Source organism: Methanolobus chelungpuianus, from assembly GCF_024500045.1.
Taxonomy (GTDB): domain Archaea; phylum Halobacteriota; class Methanosarcinia; order Methanosarcinales; family Methanosarcinaceae; genus Methanolobus; species Methanolobus chelungpuianus.
Map to the genome: position 1 here is coordinate 856,221 of NZ_JTEO01000004.1, position 22,790 is coordinate 879,010.

At 49.0% G+C, this 22,790-nt stretch carries 25 protein-coding genes; 11 read left to right on the top strand and 14 right to left on the bottom strand.

The features are described from left to right. Positions 1-2,409 carry a CO dehydrogenase/acetyl-CoA synthase complex subunit alpha gene (gene cdhA / locus PV02_RS08930; RefSeq protein WP_256623025.1) on the bottom strand — a complete coding sequence of 803 codons (2,409 nt, stop codon included), beginning with the start codon at positions 2,407-2,409 and terminating at the stop codon, positions 1-3. Positions 2,410-2,761: 352 nt separating this feature from the next. Between cdhA and PV02_RS08935 the strand changes: the two genes are divergently transcribed. The 3 genes from PV02_RS08935 to PV02_RS08945 all read left to right on the top strand — a co-directional run bounded on the left by PV02_RS08935 (position 2,762) and on the right by PV02_RS08945 (position 4,795). Further along, positions 2,762-3,613 (top strand): rhomboid family intramembrane serine protease, encoded by an 852-nt coding sequence (locus PV02_RS08935; RefSeq protein ID WP_256623026.1) that lies wholly within the window; start codon positions 2,762-2,764, stop codon positions 3,611-3,613. Between the two features lie 26 nt (positions 3,614-3,639). Then, entirely contained in the window at positions 3,640-4,038 is a 399-nt protein-coding gene (locus PV02_RS08940) for a hypothetical protein (protein ID WP_256623027.1), read from the top strand. Between the two features lie 151 nt (positions 4,039-4,189). Further along, positions 4,190-4,795 (top strand): TIGR00288 family NYN domain-containing protein, encoded by a 606-nt coding sequence (locus PV02_RS08945; protein WP_256623028.1) that lies wholly within the window; start codon positions 4,190-4,192, stop codon positions 4,793-4,795. Here the strand turns inward: PV02_RS08945 and PV02_RS08950 are convergent. The 6 genes from PV02_RS08950 to PV02_RS08975 form a co-directional block, all read right to left on the bottom strand. After that, positions 4,792-5,964, bottom strand: a complete 1,173-nt coding sequence (locus PV02_RS08950) for a homocitrate synthase family protein (protein WP_256623029.1) — start codon at positions 5,962-5,964, stop codon at positions 4,792-4,794. The genes PV02_RS08945 and PV02_RS08950 overlap by 4 nt on opposite strands. 216 nt (positions 5,965-6,180) lie before the next feature. Beyond that, complete coding sequence (locus PV02_RS08955; protein ID WP_256623030.1) at positions 6,181-7,014, bottom strand: NAD(+)/NADH kinase; 834 nt, start codon at positions 7,012-7,014, stop codon at positions 6,181-6,183. Then, positions 7,004-7,819, bottom strand: a complete 816-nt coding sequence (locus tag PV02_RS08960; RefSeq protein WP_256623031.1) for a bifunctional fructose-bisphosphatase/inositol-phosphate phosphatase — start codon at positions 7,817-7,819, stop codon at positions 7,004-7,006. Before PV02_RS08960 ends, PV02_RS08955 begins: the two co-directional genes overlap by 11 nt. A gap of 14 nt (positions 7,820-7,833) precedes the next feature. Then, positions 7,834-8,841, bottom strand: a complete 1,008-nt coding sequence (locus PV02_RS08965; RefSeq protein WP_256623032.1) for a type II glyceraldehyde-3-phosphate dehydrogenase — start codon at positions 8,839-8,841, stop codon at positions 7,834-7,836. A 111-nt stretch (positions 8,842-8,952) separates the two neighbouring features. Continuing rightward, entirely contained in the window at positions 8,953-9,138 is a 186-nt protein-coding gene (locus PV02_RS08970; RefSeq protein WP_256623033.1) for a CooT family nickel-binding protein, read from the bottom strand. An 11-nt stretch (positions 9,139-9,149) separates the two neighbouring features. Then, the gene (locus PV02_RS08975; protein WP_256623034.1) at positions 9,150-10,025 is read right to left on the bottom strand and encodes a damage-control phosphatase ARMT1 family protein; all 876 of its coding nucleotides are present in this window, start codon (positions 10,023-10,025) and stop codon (positions 9,150-9,152) included. 175 nt (positions 10,026-10,200) lie between these two features. Here PV02_RS08975 and PV02_RS08980 point away from each other — a divergent pair, with 175 nt between their 5' ends. The 7 genes from PV02_RS08980 to PV02_RS09010 all read left to right on the top strand — a co-directional run bounded on the left by PV02_RS08980 (position 10,201) and on the right by PV02_RS09010 (position 15,898). Beyond that, positions 10,201-11,148, top strand: a complete 948-nt coding sequence (locus PV02_RS08980) for a calcium/sodium antiporter (RefSeq protein WP_256623035.1) — start codon at positions 10,201-10,203, stop codon at positions 11,146-11,148. 60 nt (positions 11,149-11,208) lie between these two features. Next, positions 11,209-11,658 carry a membrane-binding protein gene (locus PV02_RS08985; RefSeq protein WP_256623036.1) on the top strand — a complete coding sequence of 150 codons (450 nt, stop codon included), beginning with the start codon at positions 11,209-11,211 and terminating at the stop codon, positions 11,656-11,658. 168 nt (positions 11,659-11,826) lie between these two features. Next, entirely contained in the window at positions 11,827-12,384 is a 558-nt protein-coding gene (locus PV02_RS08990; RefSeq protein WP_256623037.1) for a CBS domain-containing protein, read from the top strand. Positions 12,385-12,577: 193 nt separating this feature from the next. Continuing rightward, positions 12,578-13,732, top strand: coding sequence for a pyridoxal-phosphate-dependent aminotransferase family protein (locus PV02_RS08995; protein ID WP_256623038.1), 1,155 nt, complete (start codon positions 12,578-12,580; stop codon positions 13,730-13,732). A 20-nt stretch (positions 13,733-13,752) separates the two neighbouring features. Further along, complete coding sequence (ribC, locus tag PV02_RS09000) at positions 13,753-14,217, top strand: riboflavin synthase (RefSeq protein ID WP_256623039.1); 465 nt, start codon at positions 13,753-13,755, stop codon at positions 14,215-14,217. Positions 14,218-14,305: 88 nt separating this feature from the next. Then, positions 14,306-14,710 carry a 6,7-dimethyl-8-ribityllumazine synthase gene (gene ribH, locus PV02_RS09005; protein WP_256623040.1) on the top strand — a complete coding sequence of 135 codons (405 nt, stop codon included), beginning with the start codon at positions 14,306-14,308 and terminating at the stop codon, positions 14,708-14,710. Between the two features lie 45 nt (positions 14,711-14,755). Continuing rightward, positions 14,756-15,898, top strand: a complete 1,143-nt coding sequence (locus PV02_RS09010; RefSeq protein ID WP_256623041.1) for a pyridoxal phosphate-dependent aminotransferase — start codon at positions 14,756-14,758, stop codon at positions 15,896-15,898. A gap of 46 nt (positions 15,899-15,944) precedes the next feature. Here the strand turns inward: PV02_RS09010 and PV02_RS09015 are convergent, their stop codons facing one another. From PV02_RS09015 to PV02_RS09035, 5 genes are all read right to left on the bottom strand, one after another. After that, a complete protein-coding gene (locus tag PV02_RS09015) occupies positions 15,945-16,406 on the bottom strand; it encodes an FAD synthase family protein (protein ID WP_256623087.1) in 462 nt (153 codons plus the stop codon). An 89-nt stretch (positions 16,407-16,495) separates the two neighbouring features. After that, entirely contained in the window at positions 16,496-16,732 is a 237-nt protein-coding gene (locus PV02_RS09020; RefSeq protein WP_256623042.1) for a cytochrome b5 domain-containing protein, read from the bottom strand. Positions 16,733-16,783: 51 nt separating this feature from the next. Beyond that, complete coding sequence (gene msrA / locus PV02_RS09025) at positions 16,784-17,293, bottom strand: peptide-methionine (S)-S-oxide reductase MsrA (RefSeq protein WP_256623043.1); 510 nt, start codon at positions 17,291-17,293, stop codon at positions 16,784-16,786. Between the two features lie 178 nt (positions 17,294-17,471). Continuing rightward, positions 17,472-18,272 (bottom strand): DUF1638 domain-containing protein, encoded by an 801-nt coding sequence (locus PV02_RS09030; RefSeq protein WP_256623044.1) that lies wholly within the window; start codon positions 18,270-18,272, stop codon positions 17,472-17,474. Between the two features lie 50 nt (positions 18,273-18,322). Then, on the bottom strand, positions 18,323-18,526 hold the full coding sequence (locus tag PV02_RS09035) for a DUF8147 domain-containing protein (protein ID WP_256623045.1): 204 nt from the start codon (positions 18,524-18,526) through the stop codon (positions 18,323-18,325). Between the two features lie 389 nt (positions 18,527-18,915). On the opposite strand from PV02_RS09035, the gene PV02_RS09040 reads away from it, so the two are divergent. Beyond that, a complete protein-coding gene (locus PV02_RS09040) occupies positions 18,916-19,419 on the top strand; it encodes a GNAT family N-acetyltransferase (protein WP_256623046.1) in 504 nt (167 codons plus the stop codon). 200 nt (positions 19,420-19,619) lie between these two features. On the opposite strand, the gene PV02_RS13300 is transcribed toward PV02_RS09040, so the two are convergent. Together PV02_RS13300 and PV02_RS09050 are read right to left on the bottom strand one after the other, a co-directional pair. Then, a complete protein-coding gene (locus PV02_RS13300; protein ID WP_256623047.1) occupies positions 19,620-21,305 on the bottom strand; it encodes a hemerythrin domain-containing protein in 1,686 nt (561 codons plus the stop codon). A 316-nt stretch (positions 21,306-21,621) separates the two neighbouring features. Further along, positions 21,622-21,897, bottom strand: coding sequence for a hypothetical protein (locus tag PV02_RS09050; RefSeq protein WP_256623048.1), 276 nt, complete (start codon positions 21,895-21,897; stop codon positions 21,622-21,624). Positions 21,898-22,790: the final 893 nt, after the last annotated feature.

Genomic DNA, 22,790 nt, shown 5'->3' on the forward strand with positions numbered 1-22,790 from the left:
TCAGCACTCTCCCTTGCACAGCCTCTTAAGGTTGGTAGGCTGGGCCGAAACATCGGACTTCATGGTCGGGCCGGATATTATCTTCTTCCTCTTCCAGTCGATCTCCCAGCCGTGTTCCTTCTCAAGTATCTTAAGGAGCTCTTCACGCTTTGCCAGCGGAAGGTCCGTCTCCGTCCTGACGAACCTATGCCAGTCGTCTGGCATCTGGCCAAGGTACTTCTGGCTGAGTTCTATATAATGGGTCAGCTTGATCATTCTTCCCATGTTGTTGTCAGACGGGCGTATGCAGTTCTTTGCAAGCATGGGCATAAGCTCCTCGACAGTCTCAACTGTTGTAAGCATGAACTCCGGAGATGCGGGTATGGGCAGGGTCTCACCATTCCTTGCATCATAGAGCTTCCAGTGCTCTTCCTCATACGGTTTGCCTATAAGTGCTCTCCTGTACTTCGAGCCATGCGGTCCGACAACCACAGGGATTCCCAGCCTGTTGCAGCCGGTTCCAATGGCGACGGCTTTCTGGGAGTAAGCACCCCAGGCGACACCGACAGCACCTATACGGTTCATTATGTAGTCGGCTATCTCCTCATAGTTGCCTGTGATATTGCGCTGGGCAAAGATGGCTGCGACCTTGATGGCTGTTCCGCTGATATGTGAGTTGGAGACACAGGAGCCTACGTTGATGAGGTTGCCTCCGAGGAACTTGGCAGGATACCTCTCATAGAGTGTCTTGCCTTCCTCGTCCTTGTACATTCCCAGGTCCATTGCAGAGCAGCCTGACGTGACCATGATGTAGTTCCTCTTGAGCATTTCCTCGGCAAGCCTGTAAAGGTCCTTGGTGCCCTCCGGGTAGTTGGAGCAGCCTACAAGAGCGATAATGCCCGGTGTTGTTCCCATGACAAGGTTGACACCTTCCTGCCTGATCTCCGGGTCGCTTATCTGTCCCCTGCCGGAGCGTACTATGCCCTTCTCCTGGCTGATCACCTTCTGGGAAGCCTTCTCGATGACATCCAGAACAGGTATGTCCTTGGGGCAGTCCTGGTCGCACCTTCCGCATGCCACACAATGATCGTGAAGGATCTCGAACTTTGTCAGGTCTCCCTCTGCACAGGCTTTCATTGCGTCCATTATCCCGAGGTTGTTCGGGCAGACAAGTTCGCATGCGCCGCAGTGAACGCACTTAGCAGCCAATGCTGTCAATTCTTCATCGCTTGGGAGTGCTTTGATGCCCTTTTCCTTGCGTATGGGGGCCACCTTCAACGCAAGTCTTGGAGCAACCTCGCCAACCAGATCAAGGTCAAGTATCAGTGCACCTGCTTCCTTGCCGCTTGCAAGATCCTCTATGATCGCATCAGCCTTGTCCTTTGAGCGGTTACGCAGGCCGTACATGATCTTCTCGTTGGTGGTGATGACCGGTATTGAGAGCCTCTTTGCCTCCTCGAGCACATCTGCCCTGACACACTGTTCATCAACAACGATCACATCAGGGATGCCGGAGCGTATCATCTTGAGTTCCTTTGCCAGGGTTCCCACTACCTTTGCGTAGGGCTTGCCTCCCTTGTCCATCTGGTAGCGGATCATATCGATAGCTGTACAGCACAGGCCGCCCAGTTCTATCTTGTCGGAGAGGTTGTTCTCATGCATGTAATCTATCATGTTGGCAACACCGGCTACGTTGTGTCCGATAACAAGCAGCACCGGTTTGGCTGCATCTATGCATCCCATGCCTATCTCTGCCAGCGGTGCATCAGGGTCGGACTTCGGCATTCCCAGGCAGGACACCTGTGCGAGGTCCGATATCTCCATGCCCACATGGTCAAGCATTCCACCGTGCATTGCCTTGGATTCGAAATCGATGGCTGCGCCTTCCTGTCCCATGTGGACGGTTGCAAGCAGCTGTGTAAGTTGCTCTTCCACATACTCGATCGCCTCTTCCAGGTCACCCAGGGTCTTTGGCTTGATGCCGGTAACCATCTGTACGTTAGGTGCAAGCAGGTTTGATGGTCCCAGGTCAAGGGGGTGGTCGCGTCCGTAGCGTTCTATAAGATAGTGCAGGAGATGTCTCCCATGTCCGGAGTGAGCAGCAGCACCGGTGATTACCCTGAGCAGGAACTCGCGGGACTGGTGGGCTCCAAGATTTATGCCACAGGCTCCTTCCTTGTTTCCTCCCAGGTCGCACTTCCCGAAGGTACAGTAGCAACACTGGTCACACATAGGGGTATATACAGGCTGGTAGCGGGAAAGTACCTGGTGGTCCCAATCTCTCAGTCCGGAGACTCCCGGTTTCGGGGTTGGTCCCATATCGCCTTCTTCCTCCACTTTCTTTTCTATGGCACCGACTATCTTGCCGATGGTGATCTGAACATTTTCCAGGTCTTCTATGGAAAAGTGCCCGGTTGATATCTTGCTCATTATATCTTCTTCTCCTGTATGCGTGTTATTAATCAGTATAATCGTGCGAGAAAATGTTAAAATCCACTCCGCGCGTAATAAATTGAAACTGTTTTGTAGGGGTTTGTAACAATACTATCTTATATAAACGTTTCTGCAATCTATAACGATTATTTATGATAGAGTGTTGTAGTTCTACATCATTAGAGAAATAATCAATAATAATTGTTTTGGCCCAAGGGGGATAGGTGATTTTCCCATATAAGGCTTCCGATATTTATCATGATTATTCTTGATACTCAGTGACACGCTTTTCCTTTTATCCGGGAAATAGTTTTATTTAATGCGAACCTTATGACCTTCAACATTTATTATGGTGAAAACATTGGATAAAAAATGCTGGATTTGCGGCAGGGAAGATTACATGCCCTTCAAATGCCGTTTTTGTGGAAAGGTCTTCTGTCCTCAGCACAGGCTTCCGGAACAGCATGCATGCGAAGGCCTTGAGCACTTAAAGCAGTATGGTGCCGACGGGTCTGACCGTGCTTACAGGCAGTCAGGGTCAGATGATCTTGTAAAAGGCATGCTGAAAAGCACTGCAAAATATGCAGCAAAGAGCGCTGTCCGGGGAATGCGCGACAACATAAGCTATTCCATGAAAAGCAGCCCCTCCATGGCTATAATCTATCTTTGCCTGTTCTCATTCTTCCTGCAGCTTGTCCCGGGGTACTTTGATGCTTTAAAACTGGTCCCGGATCTGCTGATTGCCCGTCCCTGGACACTGGTCACGCACATGTTCCTTCATGTTGGATTCTTCCACCTGTTCTTCAATATGCTGGTGCTTTTCTTCTTCGGACCAGAACTTGAACGCAGGGCTGGGAAAGGCACTTTCCTGAAAGTATATTTTATTGCAGGCATCGTGGCTGCCTTGGGCTACTCGCTGACAAGTTCACAGCCCGTTGTCGGGGCCAGCGGCGCCATAATGGGAGTGTTCGCAGCGCTTGCAGTGATCGCACCTGAGATACGTGTTTACGTGTATTTCATACCCATGAGGATAGTTCATGCGCTGATCCTGTTCGCACTGGTGGATTTTATCTTCCTCGGTGCCAACGATATGGTTGCCCATACCGCCCACCTGACTGGGATACTCATAGGCCTGGTCATGGGGCTGAGGATCAAGAAAGACCAGCGGCGATCCGGCTGGCATGACCCGTATCGCTATTGAAGAAGGTGGGATGCCTGGATAAGGATATGACTCGTCTTAAGAGCCTGTTCCCGAGGCCTGAAGAGAACGAAGAGATCCCTATCCAGCTCATCGACATGCAGCAAAAGCTGGCGGGCTGGTCCCCAAAACTCAGGCGTTCTGTGTACGTGGATGACTTCAAGGATACTGAGGATCTTAAAAGAGTAAGGGATGTAACCCTTCTCCGTGTATACAACTGGTTTCTCGATGGTGAGAGCCTGATCGAGTTATCTGAGATGGAAAAGGCCCAGTTCGAATCCATTATGGATATGTTTATAAAACATGGTGGAGAAATCCGTTATACAAGGAAGAAAGTTGGGGGAAGGCTGGCCAATTACTTCAGATTAGAGACAGGCCGCGAGTCAGAAAAGGAAATGGAGGCACGATCGCTCTCCGATATTCTGTGATCCCGGATACGGGTTTGAGTAACTGGCCATAATATTTATGATGTCCAGTAACAATTATATGCTATCAGGATTAAGATTTACCTATTGTACTGTCATTAATTATGAACCTATTATATCTATATAATCTTATGAATCATTATAGTGAGGAATCATGGCCAACGTGAAAACCGGACTGAACTCGATAGTTAAGTATCTTAGTACAAAGAAAGAAACTGGCAGACGCAGTATTGGTCTTCTTGTCGATGGCCCCAATGTGCTCAGGAAGGAGTTCAATGTCAATCTCGAAGAGATAAGGGATGTGCTGAAGGAATACGGTAATGTCAAGATAGGGCGTGTGTTCCTCAACCAGTATGCATCTGACAAACTTGTGGAAGCCATTGAGAACAACGGTTTCGAGCCTATTATCTGCTCCAGCGATGTGGATGTCAGGCTTGCAGTGGAGGGGATGGAGCTTGTTTACAATCCCACCATAGATACCCTTGCCCTGGTCACGAGGGATGCTGACTTCAAGCCGCTGCTCAATAAGGCCAATGAGCACGGGAAGGAAACCATCATCTTTGGTGTTGAGCCTGGTTTCTCGACTGCCCTGCGTAACTCTGCCGACTATGTCATCATTCTGGAGAACGACCGCATGAACTACTATGAGGATTTCGTTTCAGCCACTACTGGTCAGGAAGAGGACAAGGCACTGGATGTGGCAGAAGATGATCATGTGCCGGGCCACCGCAGGAAAAAAGGTACGGTTGTGGATTATTAGGCTGCACAGATCTCGTTGATCATCTCTTTAAGCCTTCTGGGGGATATCCCCTTTTTTGCCTCGGTGCAGTTCTTTATCCTTTCAAGCAGGGCGCAGAGCTGGTCCTTCTCAAGGTTGTATCCCATGCTTTTAGTAATGCCCCTGAGTGCTTTCATCCCTGTGTGCTTCCCCACTATCAGGTGACGGGTACCTCCGACCATCTCGGGGCTGAAAAGCTCGTAGGTCCTGGGCTCCTCAAGTATGGCACAGACATGTATGCCTGACTCGTGTGAGAAGGCATGTTGACCTACGATGGCCTTGGTGATCGCAGGCCGGATGCCTGAGAACTCATTCACCATTCCTGAAAGCTTCATCAGTCTTGTAGTGTCATACCTTTCAATCCCGTATTGCACCCTCAGGGAAACAAGGACTTCCTCCAGGGAGGCGTTCCCCGCCCTCTCACCGATTGCATTGACAGTTGTGTGGAGCTGCTTTGCTCCTGCTTCTGCAGCGGCCAGCGTATTCGCGGTTGCCATTCCAAGGTCGTTGTGACAGTGGATACAGATGGGTGTGCGTACCACTTTCTTTATCTCACTGACAAGATAGTGGGTGGTGGCCGGGGAAAGTATCCCGATGGTATCTGCAATGCTGACATAGTCCACCCTGTACTCCTCTGCAGCCATGAAAGCTTTCTTCAGTACATTGATATCAGTTCTTGAGCCGTCCTCTGCTGCGAACCTGACGCCTACCCCATGGTCCTTGGCATACTGCACAGCCTCCATAGCACTGGAAAACATCTCCTCGTAGGTCTTATGATATTTGTACTTGAGGTGCAGCTCTGACATGGCTATGAATATGCTGATAAAATCGACATCACAATCCACAGCAGTTTCCACATCACTGATAACAGAACGTGAAAGGCAGCAGGTCTTGGCATTGAGGCCCATGCTCGCTATCTCTTTCACTATGGCCTTTTCATCGGATGATACTACCGGGAAGCCTGATTCGATGATCTCGACTCCCACTGCGTCAAGCTCAGTTGCAAGCGCTATCTTTTCCTCCCTGGTAAAAACAACACCTGGTGTCTGTTCTCCGTCACGGAGTGTGACATCGCAGATCTCGATATCAAGAGGCTTCAGATCAAGGTAATCGACAAGTTTATTCCTGGAATACGCTTCGATTTGTGACATGCTCTTTTTTCCTGTGGATGACGAAAGTCCCTGTTACATATTTAAGTTTTAGGATTTTAAGCCTTTTTTGTCAGGGGATGAGGCTGTGATACCTGCGCTCGAACGGCAATCTTTATCTGGTGAGAGGAAGGTAAGTGCCTGCATGCTTGGTGGATCTGATCACGGGGTGAGCTCTGATCCTGAGTTGCCCGGGACCAGGCCCGCATTGAACATGGATCATGTAAGTTTGCTCTGTACCTTTTCGTAGAAACCGTTAACGGAACTACTGACAAACCTTGCCGGATACTTTGCTCTTGTAAGTGTGACGACATCTCTGGCCTTTATGCCGTATGTGTGCTGCCCGTCAATGACAATGACTGCTTCCTTCTCAGGGATCACCATCTCCACCTTAATGGTGCTGGATGCGGGAACCACCCAGGGTCTTGCCGAAAGCTTGAACGGTGCCAGGGGTACCACAAGGGAAGCATCGACCCTGGGGTCAACAATAGGCCCTCCTGCGCTCATGGCATAGGCCGTTGATCCGGTAGGGGTTGCAATGACCACTCCGTCTGCCCGGAGTTCCTCGATAAGTGATTCATCGAGAGATACCCTGAAAGTAAGTATCTTTGCAGGCCTTGCAGTGATGAACACAACTTCGTTGGTCGCAGGGGGAAGCGTCTCCCCGTTGAACATGACGCCCAGTCGGCTGCGTTCCGTGAAACTGAATCCCTTCAGCACGTCCTCGACTGCGCTGAGGGCTTCCTCTGGCTGCACATCAACAAGGAAACCAAGTGTGCCCATGTTGATACCAAGCACAGGGAGAGGGTCTTCCATCTTGGAAATGTTACGGAGGACGGTGCCGTCACCTCCGATGGATATGACCAGCTCGGCGCCTGCCTGTCTCATTTTGTCAACAGGGACAGCCCTATCTCCTCTTCCCAGATGCTCTGCGGTCTTTGGGGACATCACTATATCCACCTTGTTCCCGAAGGTCTGCACGATACTTTCGGCCATCTCAAGGGCCTCACGGTTATCGTAACGTGACACAATTCCTATCTTTTTAACCCTCATGCCAACTTCCTGCCATAAGCTTCAAGATATCGTCGTGCGCATGCCCGTTGGATGCAACCATGTACACTTTGTTCATTATACTGTCCTCCAGGTGAAGGGGAGCACCCGAGCCGTTGGTGACCATCCCTCCTGCCTCCTCTATTATCAGCTTGCCGGCTGCGACATCCGTCAGGCGCAGGGAACCGCGCACATCGACGAATGCATCGAATTTACCTGCAGCTACATAACATAGCTCAAGCGCCACGCTTCCAAGTATCCTTACTCTTCTGACCTGCCTGCAGAGCATGATAGTGGCCTTGATATGCGGCCTGTATCCATAGACACTTATACAGAATTTGCTTATGTCCGGCTTATTAGATATTTCTATTCTCTGCGAATTAAGGAAAGCCCCTTGTCCCCTCTGAGCGTGGAAAATATCTCCGGTTGCCATGTTCTTCACATACCCGAAGCATACTTCCTCCTCGCAGGCGTGTTTGAATGCGAGGGATATGCTGTAGAAAGGGATCCCGAAGCATGCATTATAGGTTCCGTCAATGGGATCTACTATTATGGTATACTCAGGGGATGGGCCTATTATCTTTTCACCACACTCCTCGCTGAGTATACGCATGGATCTGCCCTCTTGCGAGAGTATTTCCAGAATGATCCTTTCCGATATGTCGTCTATGGCCTTTGTGGGAGTGCCGTCAGCTCCCATGTAAAGCGTGTTGCCGGCCCTGAGCGTTCCCACGATATCCTTGATCCTGTCCTGGACAGCATCGGCTATCCTGTCGCTCAAGCCCAGAAAATAATCAGCTTCAGCCATAAGGAGAATGGGTATCAGATACCCATTGCCCTGTTTGTCTTGGCTATTGATCTTGCGCCGTCCTTCTCAAGCTCCATCATGGAGCGGATAGCATCCACATTGTCCGGGATCACAATGGATTCCTGGTGGATGGCCTGGAAGAAATAGAGTTCGCCTTCATGCATGGTGACGGAGTCATCCCACACGCAGTTCTCCCACATGTCGTTCCTTGGGCGCCCGAGATCCCTTCCAAGTTCGATTATCTCTGCAGTGGAGCCAATGCCCTGGCCTATGAGCCTTACGCGGGACTGCTCTTTGAATATGCTCCTCACGTCCTCCGCGGAGCATTCTTTATCAAGCTCCATGTTGACTGTATGCACGTGCATGAGGGTTGTAGGAAGCTTTACTGCAGTTGACACGATATTGATGTGAGGCATCACCATCTTGACATCGGGGCCGTGGTGTGAAGGCAGTTTGATCGGGTTTGGCACTATTGCGTTGATAGGTCCCTTCTTCACATCCCTGGGGTCGGCTGCCCTTCTCATGAGGGTCACCCTTACCTTGTTGACCCCGAACTGCCGGTCCAGCGGGTAAATGACCCTGCACAGCCCGGTAGTGTTACAGGATACCACCCTTACAAAGTCCTTCCCGAAAGCTTCCTCATAGTTGGCTGATGCATTGAAGGAAACTCCTGCAAGCTCATGCTCCTCGCCGCCCTGCCATATGGCCTTGACGCCTGCCTTCTCGTAAAGGCCCTTGTTCTCCTCTCCGACACCGCCAGGAGTACAGTCGACCACAACATCGGCGTTGGCGACCATATCCTCTATGGTGCCCGCCACGGGTATGCCTGCCTTTTTCATTGCATCTGCCTTCTCTGTAAGGGTGTATACAGGATAACCCTTCTCGTGTGCAAGCATGGTCTCGAAGTTGGGTCTGGTCTTGGAAATGCCCACGACCTCCATGTCATTCTGCAGGTTCACCGCATCTGCAACTCTCTTACCTATGGTGCCGTAACCGTTTATTGCCACTTTTACCTTAGCCATCTCTTGTACCTTCTGTCTAGTATTTGATCTGTCGATGTTTTGTAAATTGAAAATAGACCCGTGAAGGGTCTGTATCCTGTCCGGATGCAAACTTTTTGAGTAGGTATATCATTATCCGATTATTATAGTTTCCCCTTTTGAGAAATCGACCTCTTTGATAGAACCTGCTACGGTCTCCTTCTCGCCAAGAATACTATAAAGCTCGACGGAGCCACCCACAACAAGCATCTTTGTAACGGATTCCATAACTGTTTTGCGCTCACCGTCCTTCAGGAGCACCACTTTAAGCTCGCACATCCTATTCCTCCCTATTCTAACAACCTGGCCACAGAACATCCCAGAGGGGCGCCTATATCTTCTCCCACCGGACCGCACTTAACCTTTAATAAATAGGCTATAGGTCTATAATTCTCTTCTGACATGGTCTCATAATTGGCCATGCCTTTACTGATAATGAGGGATGCGTTTGCCAGCGCTTCTTTCAGCTCTGCAGGCGCCTCATCCATAGAGACGCCGATGGCATTGGAACCCGTGGTAAGCACACGGTCCACCTTTTCCGCAATCCTGAACCTTTCAACCTCATCCATCGTCGCATCGTTCAGTATGGGAGCGCCGCGCACGACCAGTGTGATCTTCCCACCCAGCTTTCTGATGACCTCGAAGACCAGTGTATCGATGAGGATCTCCCCGCAGTTATCTGCAAGATAAACCACGTCATCCAGCCTTTTCAGCATCCCGTCCGTATCATCTATATCCAGGCCCCGCCTGAAATGCTCTGTGAACGTCCTGTCAAAGATATCGATGGGCACATCCAGTCCCATGACCCCGTAATCAAAGTAGTTCCCGATAACTGCTGCGAGCACGGCACGCCTGAAAGTGGCCGCATCATTGCTGTCACCATTGAACACATGGGACCTGATCACAGGAAGGAACCTTTCTGCTGTCCTGCTGCTCAGCTCCTTCTTTTCTCTGTAGGGATCATTATCGTCGAGTATCTCGTAGGCTTTCCTGTGCATCAATGTTGAGAGGGCTGCAGCAGGCATTCCCGGAGTATATTTGCTGTTCAGGATTTCTATCCCTCCCCGGATGGCCCTGTGGGTCAGTTCCTCGTCAGCCGTGGATAGCTCCGCTTCCATGTGTATCCTTGAGAGCAGGCAGTATGTGCATCGTGGGTGGATCTTCATTGGATCATCTCTTTCTGGTGAAATTGTAGTATCTTTAACAGGCCGGCCTTGTCTGGCTGAAATTATTGCAACCCTGCTAATATAAGAAAAGGCAAATAAGCTTTGTGTGGCTTTTGCCCTGGTGTCCTGCCATGCTGAACAGCTTTAAATGCCATACGCTCTATTAACTGCCTTCATGGTACTGGAGACTGCCTTACTGCTTATCCTGAGTCTGCTGATGATCACCAAGGGGGCTGACTGGTTCGTTGAATCAGCAGTTTCCATCTCTGAGAAGAGCGGTATCCCAAAGATCATAGTAGGCGCCACTATAGTCAGTTTTGCCACTACGTCTCCGGAGTTTGCAGTATCTGTAACGGCAGCGCATATGGGACACGTTGACCTTTCAGTAGGCAATGCAGTAGGGTCTGCCATATGTAATATCGGCCTTGTGCTGGGCTTTATCGTTGCTATCCGGGTCATTGATGTTGATAAGCACAGTTTCCTGCGTAAAGGCGCTTTTATGCTCGTCTCAGGCGTGTTGCTGATCCTGACGACCCTGGACGGCAAACTCTCATCTTTTGACGGCATCCTCCTTCTTCTGGTCTTCCTGGGCTTCATGTATTATAATTACAAGCTTCAGAGGGCTGTGTTCGACGGGGCTGAGAACAGGCGGGAGCGCACACCTTTGCTGGAAATGAAAAAGGATATCCTCCTTTTTCTCACGGGTGCGCTTCTGGTAGTGCTGGGCAGCCGTATACTTGTTGATGCCGGCATATCCATAGCGGAATGGCTGGGAGTGCCTCAGATGCTGATAGGCCTGACCCTCGTGGCTCTTGGCACCTCTCTCCCGGAGCTCATCACTGCAGTTTCCTCAACTCTTAAAGGTCATCAGGATATTTCCATCGGTAATATACTGGGTGCCAACATCATGGATATCACTCTCATCCTGGGTGTTTCCTCGCAGATAAGGACCCTGGAGATCCTGCCCCAGTCCATAATGTATGATTTCCCGGTGATGCTCCTGATAATGGTGATGCTGGTGGTCTTCGGCATAACCAGGAGGAAACTCGAAAGATGGGAAGGTGTCCTGCTGTTAGGTGTATACCTGTCATATGTAGCCGGCCTGTTCATCTATTTCAGATAACTCTCTGAATAAATCGATAAGTTTAAATCCATTCTGGCAAGAGCATTAAGCGTGGTTATTATGCAAACAAAATGGTTACTTGTTCTGGTGGTGGCTGTCCTTGCGCTGGCAGTGTCCGGCTGCACTGGCAGTGATGATGAAACTGTGACATACGAAGAAGACGGCGTTCAGTATGAGTACTCTGCAAGCGGGGACAGCCAAGACGACTGGTGTCCGGTCGGAAGTTCCTGGAAATCGTCAAATCCCAGTACCGGAGAGGATGTCTCCATGGAGATCACAGGTTCTGAGGTAATTGACGGCGTGGAGATGTGCAAGGCCCAGTTCAATTCCAACAACCCTGATGATGAATACGCCAGGATCGATTACATGTGGTCCGAGGATGGCAACAGGTTCAACTGGAAATATTATGACGCAGATGGCAAGCTGGTCAGTGAAATGACCATGAAGGACGGCCACATGCGTTTTGTGGCAGAGGACGGTACTGTCACAGAATATAATACCAACACATGAGAATAGTTATTAATGCTTTGGCAGGGGTGCAATACCCTGTCTCTCTTGTCCTTTTTCATTTGTCTTTTTTATATGGCGCTAATATTTCCTTTTGAGTATCTGTCATTTTTATAATCCTCTGTTTGGAACGTAATGGCTTAAATATTATAATAACTATCAGTAATATTCATGCAACTTCCCACGCCTGATGAGATAAAACAGAAAAGGACAGAACTGGGCCTTACGCAGAGCGACCTTGCAAAGCGCGCAGGCGTCAGCCAGCCCCTGATCGCGCGTATAGAATCAGGGGATGTGGACCCGCGACTGTCCACCCTGAGAAAGATAATAGAGGTTTTCGAGGACGCGGAAAAGGAAGATATCCTTGTTGTCAACATCATGAACACCGAAGTGATCTCTGTCTCCCCCGAGGAGCAGGTGGATGCGGCGGTCCAGATAATGGGCAGGTATCATATCTCCCAGATCCCGGTCATATCCAACGGCGTCCCGGTGGGAAGCATTTCCGAGGAGATGATCGTAAGGTCCCTGGCTGACAAAAAGAAATCCATGGTCTCGCAGATGATCATCAAGGAAATGATGGGCGACTCTTTCCCGACCGTTTCCCCCAAAGCTGATATCAAGGTAGTGTCCCATATCCTCGAAAGGAATCCGGCAGTCCTTGTGCTTGAGAAGGGGCAGGTGGTGGGAGTCGTTACCAAGCATGATGTCATGCAGCTGCTGAACGAATGATTTCTTAATGGTCTCACAGCCAGGCCCAAAACAGGTCCAGTCAGGATTATATAATAGGCTTACATAATCAGGCAGGTATTGGACTGTCTTTAAGGGGATCAGAAACCATTTTGTGTCTCTTCATCCCGTTAACCACAGGAGATTCATCAATCACGCACTTTCACATGTATTAAAAACCACAGAGGAAATTTGCATGGAACTAGAAGATACATTACTTATGATGCCCGGGCCTGTTCCTGTGGCACCTCGTGTTCTCAGGGCGATGTCAAAGCCCATGATCAACCACAGAGGCTCGGAATTCGCAGCCATGTATGACGACTGCCGCGAGATAATGGCTGACGTCTTCAAGACCAAGAACGATATCTTTGTCATCAGCGGTTCAGGTTCCGCAGGCATGGAGGCTGCCGTGGGATGTACATTAGGCAGCCAGGATACGGCTGTGACCCTGGAGAACGGTAAGTTCGGCGAGAGGTTCAAGAGCATCGCATCAAGGTACGGGAAGGTCAATCCTGTAAAGGCCGAGTGGGGTCACTCCTTCGACCTGGACGAGGTCGAGAGAAAGCTTGAGGAAGGCGCAAAGATCCTGACCCTCGTGCACAACGAAACCTCAGCAGGTATCCTCAACCCCGCAAAGGAAATAGGCAAGCTTACAAAGAAGCACGATGCGCTCTTCATCATGGACGGTATCACTTCCATTGGCGGCGATGATGTAAGGATAGACGAATGGGGTGTTGACATCGCAGTGACCGGCTCCCAGAAATGTATTGCTGCACCACCAGGCTTGGCTATGGTGTCTGTCAGCGAGCGCGCATTCGAGGTAATGAAGGGCATGGACAGGATGCCATACTACCTTGACCTTAAGGCTTACAAGAAGAGTGCGGACAAGGAGAGCACCCAGACTCCCTACACGCCTGCGGTCTCGCTGTTCTTTGCGCTTCAGGAATCCCTCCACATTGTAAAGGAAGAGGGCATGGATGCAAGGATTAAGCGCCACACCACCGAAGGAGCTGCAGTGCGTGCTGCTATGTCCGCCCTGGGTATAGAGATGTTCCCGCAGCTTAAAGGCGAGACCAGGTACTCCAACACAGTCTCAGCCATGAAGGCACCTGAGGGTGTAAGTGGCGACGACATCAAGAAGGATATGAAGAAGAGGGGTATCATCATCGCCGGCGGCCAGGACCAGCTCAGCGGCAAGATATTCAGGATAGGCAACATGGGTAATGTAATGCCCAAGGATATCATGCTGACCCTCCAGCAGCTTGAGGTAGTGCTCATGAAGAGAGGTGTTATCTCTGAACTGGGAACAGGACTGGAGGCTGCAAGCGAGGTGCTTGACACCCTGCTCTGAACCGGAGAGAACAGGTGAACATGCCGACTATCGGAGTTGTCGATACAACATTTGCACGCTTCAACATGGGCAAGGCTGCGGTGGACGAGATCCAGAAGCATGTCTCTGTGAGGATCATCCGCCGCACTGTGCCTGGAGTCAAGGACCTGCCTGTGGCAGCCAAGAAGCTCATTGAGGAGGAGGGCTGTGACATGGTCGTAGCCCTTGGCATGCCCGGCTCAAAGCCTACCGACAAGGTGTGTGCCCATGAGGCATCCACAGGCCTGATCCAGGCCCAGCTTATGACAAATACCCATATCATCGAGGTCTTTGTCCATGAGGATGAAGCAAGGGATGCTAAGGAACTTGCTTTTTTGATGGAGCAGCGTTCCAGGGAGCATGCACTGAATGTTGTCAAGATGCTGTTCAAGCCTGAACAGATGATCAGGGAAGCAGGAACAGGGCAGCGCCAGGGATTCGAGGACGTCGGGCCTGCAAGAATGTGATATCGTCTTGTCCGACTTACAGGGAATTTGATAATTCTGGAATGCCTATCTACTAGAACATTAACTAAATATTAACGCGGTGATTGATATGACCATCAGACTGGGATTTGTTATAGCCGAATTCAACAGGGACCTTACATACCAGATGGAACTGCTTGGCGAAGAGCATGCGAAGTTCCTCGGGGCCGAGGTAATTGCAAAGATACTGGTGCCGGGTGTATATGACATGCCTCTCGCTATCAAGAAGATGTGCGAGAGGAAAGATGTGGATGCAGTTGTGACCATGGGGATTGTCATCGAGGGTGCCACCGAGCACGATGAGATTGTTGTCCAGCATGCAGCAAGGAAGATAACGGACCTTTCCCTGGAGTATAACAAGCCCGTGACCCTCGGTATTGCGGGACCCGGCATGACAAGGATGGAGGCGCATGAGCGCCTTGACTATGGAAAGCGTGCCGTAGAGGCTGCTGTCAAGCTGGTGCAGCGTCTTTGATAGAGAGGATACGTTTATATAGTTTGTAGTAGGGTAGGACTCTCCATGGCATCATCTAGGTTAAAAAGGGTGGAAGAATCCGCAACTATCAAAGTTGCGAACATGGCTACTAAACTAAGGCAACAGGGCGTGGACGTCGTCAGTTTCAGTCTGGGTGAGCCGGATTTCGACACTCCGCAACATATATGTGATGCTGCCTGCAATGCAATGTTCCGGGGCGAGACCCACTATTCGCCGTCCGCCGGCCTTCCCGATCTCAGGGACGCCATAGCCGAGAAGCTCAGGACGGAGAACAAGCTTGATGTAAAAGGGTCTGATGTGCTTGTAACTCCCGGTGCGAAGCAGGCGATCTTTGAGTTCATGCTTACGGTCCTGGATGATGGCGATGAGGCTATCCTCTTTGACCCTGCATGGGTATCCTATGATTCTGCGGTCAAGTTTGCAGGTGCCAACCCTGTATGGGTGCCCACTGATGCCACTGATGCTTTTAAGCCCCAGGACCTGGAAGAGTATATTACTGACAGGACCAGGCTTATAGTTGTCAACAGTCCGGGTAATCCCACAGGTGCTGTATATGACAGGCAGACCCTGAAGAACATTGCAGATATTGCGATCGACCATGACCTGCTCGTGCTCTCGGATGAGATATACGAGAAGATCATCTATGACAGGGAGCACCTGAGCATAGGCTCAATGGAAGGCATGCAGGACAGGACGGTTACAGTCAACGGCTTTTCCAAGGCATATGCAATGACCGGCTGGAGACTGGGCTACGTATGCGCCAGGCCCGATATATTCGAAGGCATGCTCAAGATACAGTCCCACTCTATCAGCAATACCACCACTTTCGTACAGCATGGAGGTATAGCAGCCCTCAGAGGCCCGCAGGAACCCATGGCTGAAATGGTAAAGGAGTTCAGGGCAAGGCGCGACCTGCTCATTGATGAGCTCAATGCGATGGGGATCAAATGCCAGATGCCGGGCGGTGCTTTCTATGCCTTTGCCGATGTAAGCGAATTCGGTGATGGTGACAGGATTGCTGAAAGGCTCCTCATGGATGCCCATGTTGCGGTGACGGCAGGTTCTGCTTTCGGGGAAAGCGGCCGCAACTTTATAAGACTGTCCTATGCAACATCCCTTGACCGGATCAAGGAAGGGCTTGCAAGGATAGAAGACGCATTGATTTGATCCGGCTTACATTTCGGCTTAGGCCGGTTCTGACGACTTGAAGGCCTCAGGGCGCATCCTCGTAGCGCTCTATGACTTTTTTAATTATTTTGCCGGTGCTGCACAGTGCACATGTCTTTGAGTCACTGATGCGTACGACCTTGGCATCAATACTGCGTTCACGGAGCTCCCTTTCGAGGCTTTCGGTATCAAAGGTCTGGTCATAGCCAAGAGCAATAATATCGGGCCTGATCTCCCTGATGGGTTCGAACATATCGCTTTCGCTTCCCAGCACCGCCCTGTCAACCACCTTGAGAGCACTTACCATCTTCAGCCTCTGTTCGTCCGGGATCACAGGCTTTGGCTTATGCCTTACCATGGAGCTTCTTGCAACTATCACATAAAGCTCGTCTCCCAGTTCACGTGCCCTGCTGAGATAGAGGACATGTCCCGGATGGAGAATATCAAATGTTCCTGTTGCAAGTACCTTTACCAAAAGATCACCTTCAAGATGCTGTCTATGAAGCAGGGCAGTTATAAAAAACACTCGCTGATAAGAAAGGAAGTCTGCTTCGGGACAAATATGGCCTGATACTAAAAAAGATTAAGCTTTTCAGCTTATTTCCTGATAACTCCTACGACCTTGAAATTGTCCAGGGAGTCGTTCTCATGGGGAGCTTCCATGTCAAGAGCCTCTGTCAGGTCCGTACCTGCTTCGTGTAACCCCATGTGTTCTCCCCCGTCCCAGAAATCACTGTCTGTCACGTCATATACCTTGCCGGAGTAGACTACATATGCCCTCTGGCCATTCCTGCCGTTATACTTTGCAACCTCTTCAAGCGTGAACTCTTCCATGTATTCACCACTTACAGATTTTCTTTATAGGATAATAGGCTTTTGGCTTCTTTACCGGATGTGGCATCCTCCTGAGCCGCCGGTCTTCTCGAAATACTGCTGGTGGTATTCCTCAGCGCGGTAGAATGCGCCCGCAGGAACGATCTCAGTGACAATGTCCCTCCTGTATTGTCCCGATTCCTGGAGCTTCTTTTTACATCTAAAGGCTGCATCCCTCTGTTCCTCATTGTGGTAGAACACTGCAGACCTGTACTGGCTTCCGATGTCCGGTCCCTGGCGGTTTGGTGTTGTCGGGTCATGCATGGCCCAGAAAAGCTCCAGCAGCTTTTCATAAGGGACCTCCTTCGGATCAAAGATGACTTCCACAGCTTCCGCGTGGCCTGTCTCACCGCTGCAGACGTCCTTGTATGTGGGATCAACAAAATCCCCTCCTGTATAGCCGACCTGTGTGTACTTTACACCTTTGACTTTCCTGAAAGTCGCTTCAACTCCCCAGAAACATCCTGCTGCGAAGGTCGCAACTTCGTTGCCTTCCTCGAGTAACTCTTCTCCTGATGCCATAGTATCTCCAGCTGAGCAGACAGGTGTTATCGAAAGTGACTTATATGCCATAACCTCAGTGCAAATGCCGCTGTCTGTGGAACGATAAGTATCCTGTCTTTGAATGTTGCCGTTTTCCCCGTTTTGGCATTCAATCGTGTTCTGGATAAATTTGGCTTCTATCTTGTATATACCTTTCTCACATCATTCCGGGGAGGCCCATTAGTTTTTTCATGGATGCGTAGCAATCCTGGAATATCCTCTGGTTACCTTCTAACTCGAGTATGTCAAAATCAAATATCTGCGCGAATTCCTCTACTTTTTCATGGAAATTTTCGGTGTAATTCAGGCCTGTGTTCACTTTTGCAACCCTCTTGTAGCCTGTGATCTCATTGACCTTCCTGAGCATCTTCAGCGTCTTCTCTGGTTTTTCAGGGTCCACCCGCATGATCTCCCTCCAGGAATGGGCGTACATGGGCGTGAAGAGGAAGGTTCCCTGGCTGCTGAGCATTTTAAGGGTCTTCAGATATTCATCCCCGCCCCCAAGGGTGGCACCGATGCAGTCATCCACGATCCTCTTTTCGTCCCGCAGTATCCTCACGGGGCATGTGTTTTCCTGACCCCTGAAATCCTCTTCGACCTTATCCAGTACATTACCGCACAGTCCGTAGAACAGCAGGATACCGTCCGAATATGTCGTCATCCGGCCAATCCTTTCATATACCTCTACTTTAAGGGTCTTTGGGAATTCATGTAGTGCCAGCTCAACGAGGCAGATGATCACAGTGAATTTTTCCGGATCCATTCTCTGGGGGGAGGGCGGCAGCTGTTCCAGGTCCATAAGTGTATAATGGAGGCCGGCAGCATCCATTTTTGAGATCAGTTCCTGCTCTTCATTGTTCTTCACGACAATTATTTCATTTACTGCAGGGTCCCTCTCAAGGAGATGGACTATCTCGTCCTGCAGTATCTTGCAGGAAAGTATTGTCATTACAGGCATAATTTACATTCTCCGGGACTATTGTACTATATCTTCTCCTTGCTTTCTCTCTATGGCCGTTCATTCATCTCTTTTGAGCTCAGATATGCAAAAGAAGCAATAAAGGTCACAATACCTGCCGGTATTCCCAGAAAAGCGGAAAAGAATATCCTGTCCTCTAATAGTGCAGTTACAGTTACCGCTATAAGGATAGAAACTGCAGTGCTCAGGAGGAACTTCTTAAGCAGGCCCATGCGGGTAAATATGACTATCATCGTTCATATATTCTGCTCTAGACATAAAACAGGATGTAGGGTTGGTAAACAGCCTCTATCTAGAATTCCTCCTGTAAGGTCCATGCCTGCGTAAAGCAGTACCATAGGTATGTAACTGCCATTCCAAAGAGCAGCCACATGGCAAATGCAGAGGTCCTGTTCGCGACACACCACCAGTCCGTTTTGAGATTTTTATGTTTTTTGGATAGTTACCGCCTCAATATATGCTCCCTTCGTCTGGCATATAGACATTGTGCATTTCCCTTCTCATATAGTCATAAAAATGACGATTTCCGGATAGGCGAGCGGAGATGCTGAAAGGAAAAACTCATCACTGATAAGTACTTTCAGTTGAGGCATAGTTTACATGTTCTTTGACAGGTGCCACTATGAGTGAGATATCAGACCACAGGCTATTGACCATCAGACCGGCCACTGAAAAAGATGCAGCACTGATAATGCGGTTTGTGCGCGCACTAGCGGATTTTGAGAACCTCGGTGGTCATGTGGTCTCAACCGAGGATGCCATCTGGAAGTGCCTCTTCGGGGAAAGGCCTTATGCAGAAGCGGTGATAGCCGACCTGGGTGAAGATCCTGCAGGATTTGCAATTTTCTTCCATAATTTCTCATCTTTCCTGGGCAGGCCGGGACTCTATATCGAAGACCTCTTTGTGTATCCCCGGTTCAGGAGCAAAGGAGTTGGAAAAGCACTGATGAGACACTGTGCGCGTGTTGCAGCGGACCGGGGCTGCTTCAGGATGGAGTGGAGCGCACTTGACTGGAATCCTGCCCGGAGGTTCTATGAGCGTCTTGGGGCAGAGGCCCATACCGAATGGATGATATACCGGCTTGAAGGCAAAGCTCTTCTTGAACTTGCAGGTGCTGATGTATAAAGTTCAGGACCGTACTGCCAATGTACAGTACGCCCCCAAAAGATCTTATTCAGGAAGGGCCGCAATCAGGGCCTGTGGCCTTTAGGATATGTCTCCATAAAAAGAAGTAAAGGAGGAAGTAAATTGCATTCCTTCCTCCAGGGATGGCATACACTGCTTTGCAGATATGGACAACGGTCAAGTCTCTGCAGGAGGAGGGCTTATGTTACCTGTACTTCGGTCGTGTTGATGCTTTCTGTGTTCGCCTGGCCTTTGGAATCCTGATACTCTTCTTCAAGCCGCTGTGCCTCTTCTGCGCTCAGCTGTTCCTGTACAAGGGGGAAGATCACCTCTTCTTCATGCATGACGTGCTCCTCCAAAGCTTGTTGCAACCCGATCAGTGTGGTTGTCCATGTTTCATCTTCTTCCTCCATGACTTCAAGCTCTGATATCAACATCTTTACTTCTTCATGCTCCTGTTCGGCCATAAGGGCATGTTCCTCGAGTCCGATATCCCGGAGAGCCGGATAGACGACTTCCTCTTCTCCTGTCATGTGCATGTAGAGTTCCTCACGGACCTGCATAAAAGTGTCCATTGATCCGGTCCCGATAGCTTCTTCAAGCAGGCCCGTTATGTTTTCATGCTCACTCTCCAGCGTAATGAAAATATCCTGGGTGTCGTTCGCAGGCGCAGTATCGTTGGCTGCTGTATCGTTCACCTCGCAGAATCCAAGAGTTATCCACGCACTGTCCTCCTCCATCTCCCCTACATTCTGTACTTCGAGAGCAATACCATAGCTTTCATTGTTGGGAGGAGGCACTCCTGCCCATTCGTCAGTGAAGCTGATGGTTATGGGGCCGGTAGCGTTCGAGGTTTCCGGGACCATTATCTCGGTGATGAAACTTCCAAAGGCATTCTTTTCCTGGTGGGATATTATTGAAGTTATCCTTGTCAGGAACTGCCCGAAAGGCATGTCATCTGTTTCGTTTACATCTGTTTCCGTGATATTGAGTTCATTTCCTTCAGCATCGGTTACATTGTCGATCTCTTCTGCAGGCACGTTCAGCAGGATGGTGCTGATACTGGCATTCTGGAACGTCTCAAGAGTTTCATTTGACAGGTCTATTTCAGCCGTATTGTTTGTCTCGTTATAGACCGTCAGGGTTGCGTTCAGCAGTCCTTCGTATTCACTCTTGTCTTCCTGTACAATGTTCAGATAGCAGTCCACCACGGCAGAGGTCTCATTGTCATCGATAATTATTATGGTCTCATTATCGTCAACAATGATCGTCTCGTTGTCAGTAACATTGTCATCGGTTACTGTTTCATTATCAGTTTCTGTTTCGTTCCCTCCGGCAGGAGCTTCATCAACAGGGGTCCCCTCTTCACAGAATCCAATAGTTACCCATGCACTTTCGTCACGGTTTTCTCCTATATTTGTTATCTCTGCTGCGATGAGATACCCTTCATCGTTCCTTGGGAAAGATTCATTCCATCTGTTAACAAAATCTATGGTGATTGTAGCTGCAGGAGTGGGCTCCGCACCCTCGCCGGGTTCAATGCTGGTGCTGAAAGTACCTAAACTATCTGCTTCTTCGCTGACCTCGTTTATTTCCCATTCATTACCTTCAGAATCAGTCACTCTTTGTATCTGGTCAGCGGGAATATTAACAAGTACTGTCTCTATTGCCGCATCAGGGAAAAAGGCCTGGTTCTCATCGGTAATTACCATCTCTGCAATGAAGGGAGGTGATGTTGGTATGTCCAAACTCACATTCAGATATCCATCATACTCACTACTGCCTTCCTCGACAACGTTCAGATAACAGGCCGCATTGGCAAATCCTATTGACAGGAATGCTACGGACAGAGTTATCAGTGCTGTTCTTAATCTTGCATAACTCACTTCATACCACCTTCTTTTCAGTACAGAAGATAACTTTTGGTCGTAGCATCTTATTCTCTTTGCGAAATACTGATGCAGATGTTAACTTTCATTGCAATCCTGTTTTTAAAAAAGAAGAGACACGGGTATTGAACAGATCACATCCGGAGCTGGGATGAACAGTATATGCTGCTCCGGTCCCGTTTCAGGTATGAACTGAGCTCAGTTTGTCCACTGCCGGTCAAGAGCCTTTGCTCAATGGTGGATTGAAATTGATTTTAAAAAGAGTGTTTGACCTGGTTAAGTCAAACTGTGAAATGGATATAATGTACTTACTTTATTCGGTGGTCTCTACTGCAGTCGTGTTATCTTCTTCGACAACGGTCTCATTCATGTCTGCAGTAATATTTTCACCAATAACGACATCTTCTCCGGAAGTTTCGTTAACATCTACAGTCTCATTTGCTACATCTTCGGAGCTTTCGTCCTCTGTTGGCTGTTCATCAACAACTGTCTCATCGACGGTTTCCTCATCAGCTGTGTCTGTGCATCCTGAGACTGCTACCAGTCCAATCATAACAAAGACCAAAAGTATACTCATTATTTTCTTCATGATTACCACCTATATGGTTAAATGATACAGTTGCTGACATATATTATGTTTTATTTAAGTTTTTCTATTTGTTATCCCTTCCCTATTTGATTTTCATAAATATAATTATAAAATCATTATCTGTCAAACTAATCTGTCAAACTATTATTATCCGGGCCAGACACTTAGTTGGAGAATGCTGATATGAATTTTTGGCTCTGTAGAAGTGCTTGTAAAGCATCCCAAATATCGATTAAGGGACACGGGGTTAAAAAGAGGATTATGAGGTCACATTTAATTCTCTGTGTCCTCTGTGAACTATGTGTTTAAAATTTAACTAATGTTCTTCCACAGGGCTGATTTTTTCTAATATTGCCTGACTGGTGCACTCTTTATAATCTGGAAGGAATTTCTAAGCAACTTTTTATATAGCACCCATAACAGTTTTTTTCACTTCTGCGATGCAAAAGGTATATATGTAAAGTCTGCCTTTAACCAAATCCTTGCATAAGGTAAAATGAGTGGCTCTGTGCCGCCATTAAGCTTTTGCAGATGCTTTGAATAGCAATATGTTCAAATCTCTTCCAAGGCTTTCAATATTTGCCTTCGGCCAAGTTTGGTCGCAAGGTATAAATACCAAGATTGCCTTGTAGGAAGTCCTCGCATCATGCGGAGGAAATGCGCTGCGAAAAGCTCGATATCGTTGCAATCGATTCTCAAGGGTCGAAATGCTTATATACGATAAAAGCAATGTAGCAGTCCTCGCGCAATGCGCGAAAAACAATCACAATCACCGCCTAATAAGTGGGGACAGGAGCCAAGTATTCCTGTCCGACGTTGGATCTTGGCAGTTCGGTTAATTCTGACCGGTAGTGAATCTATAAACTACAAACAAAGGAATTAACCAAACTAAT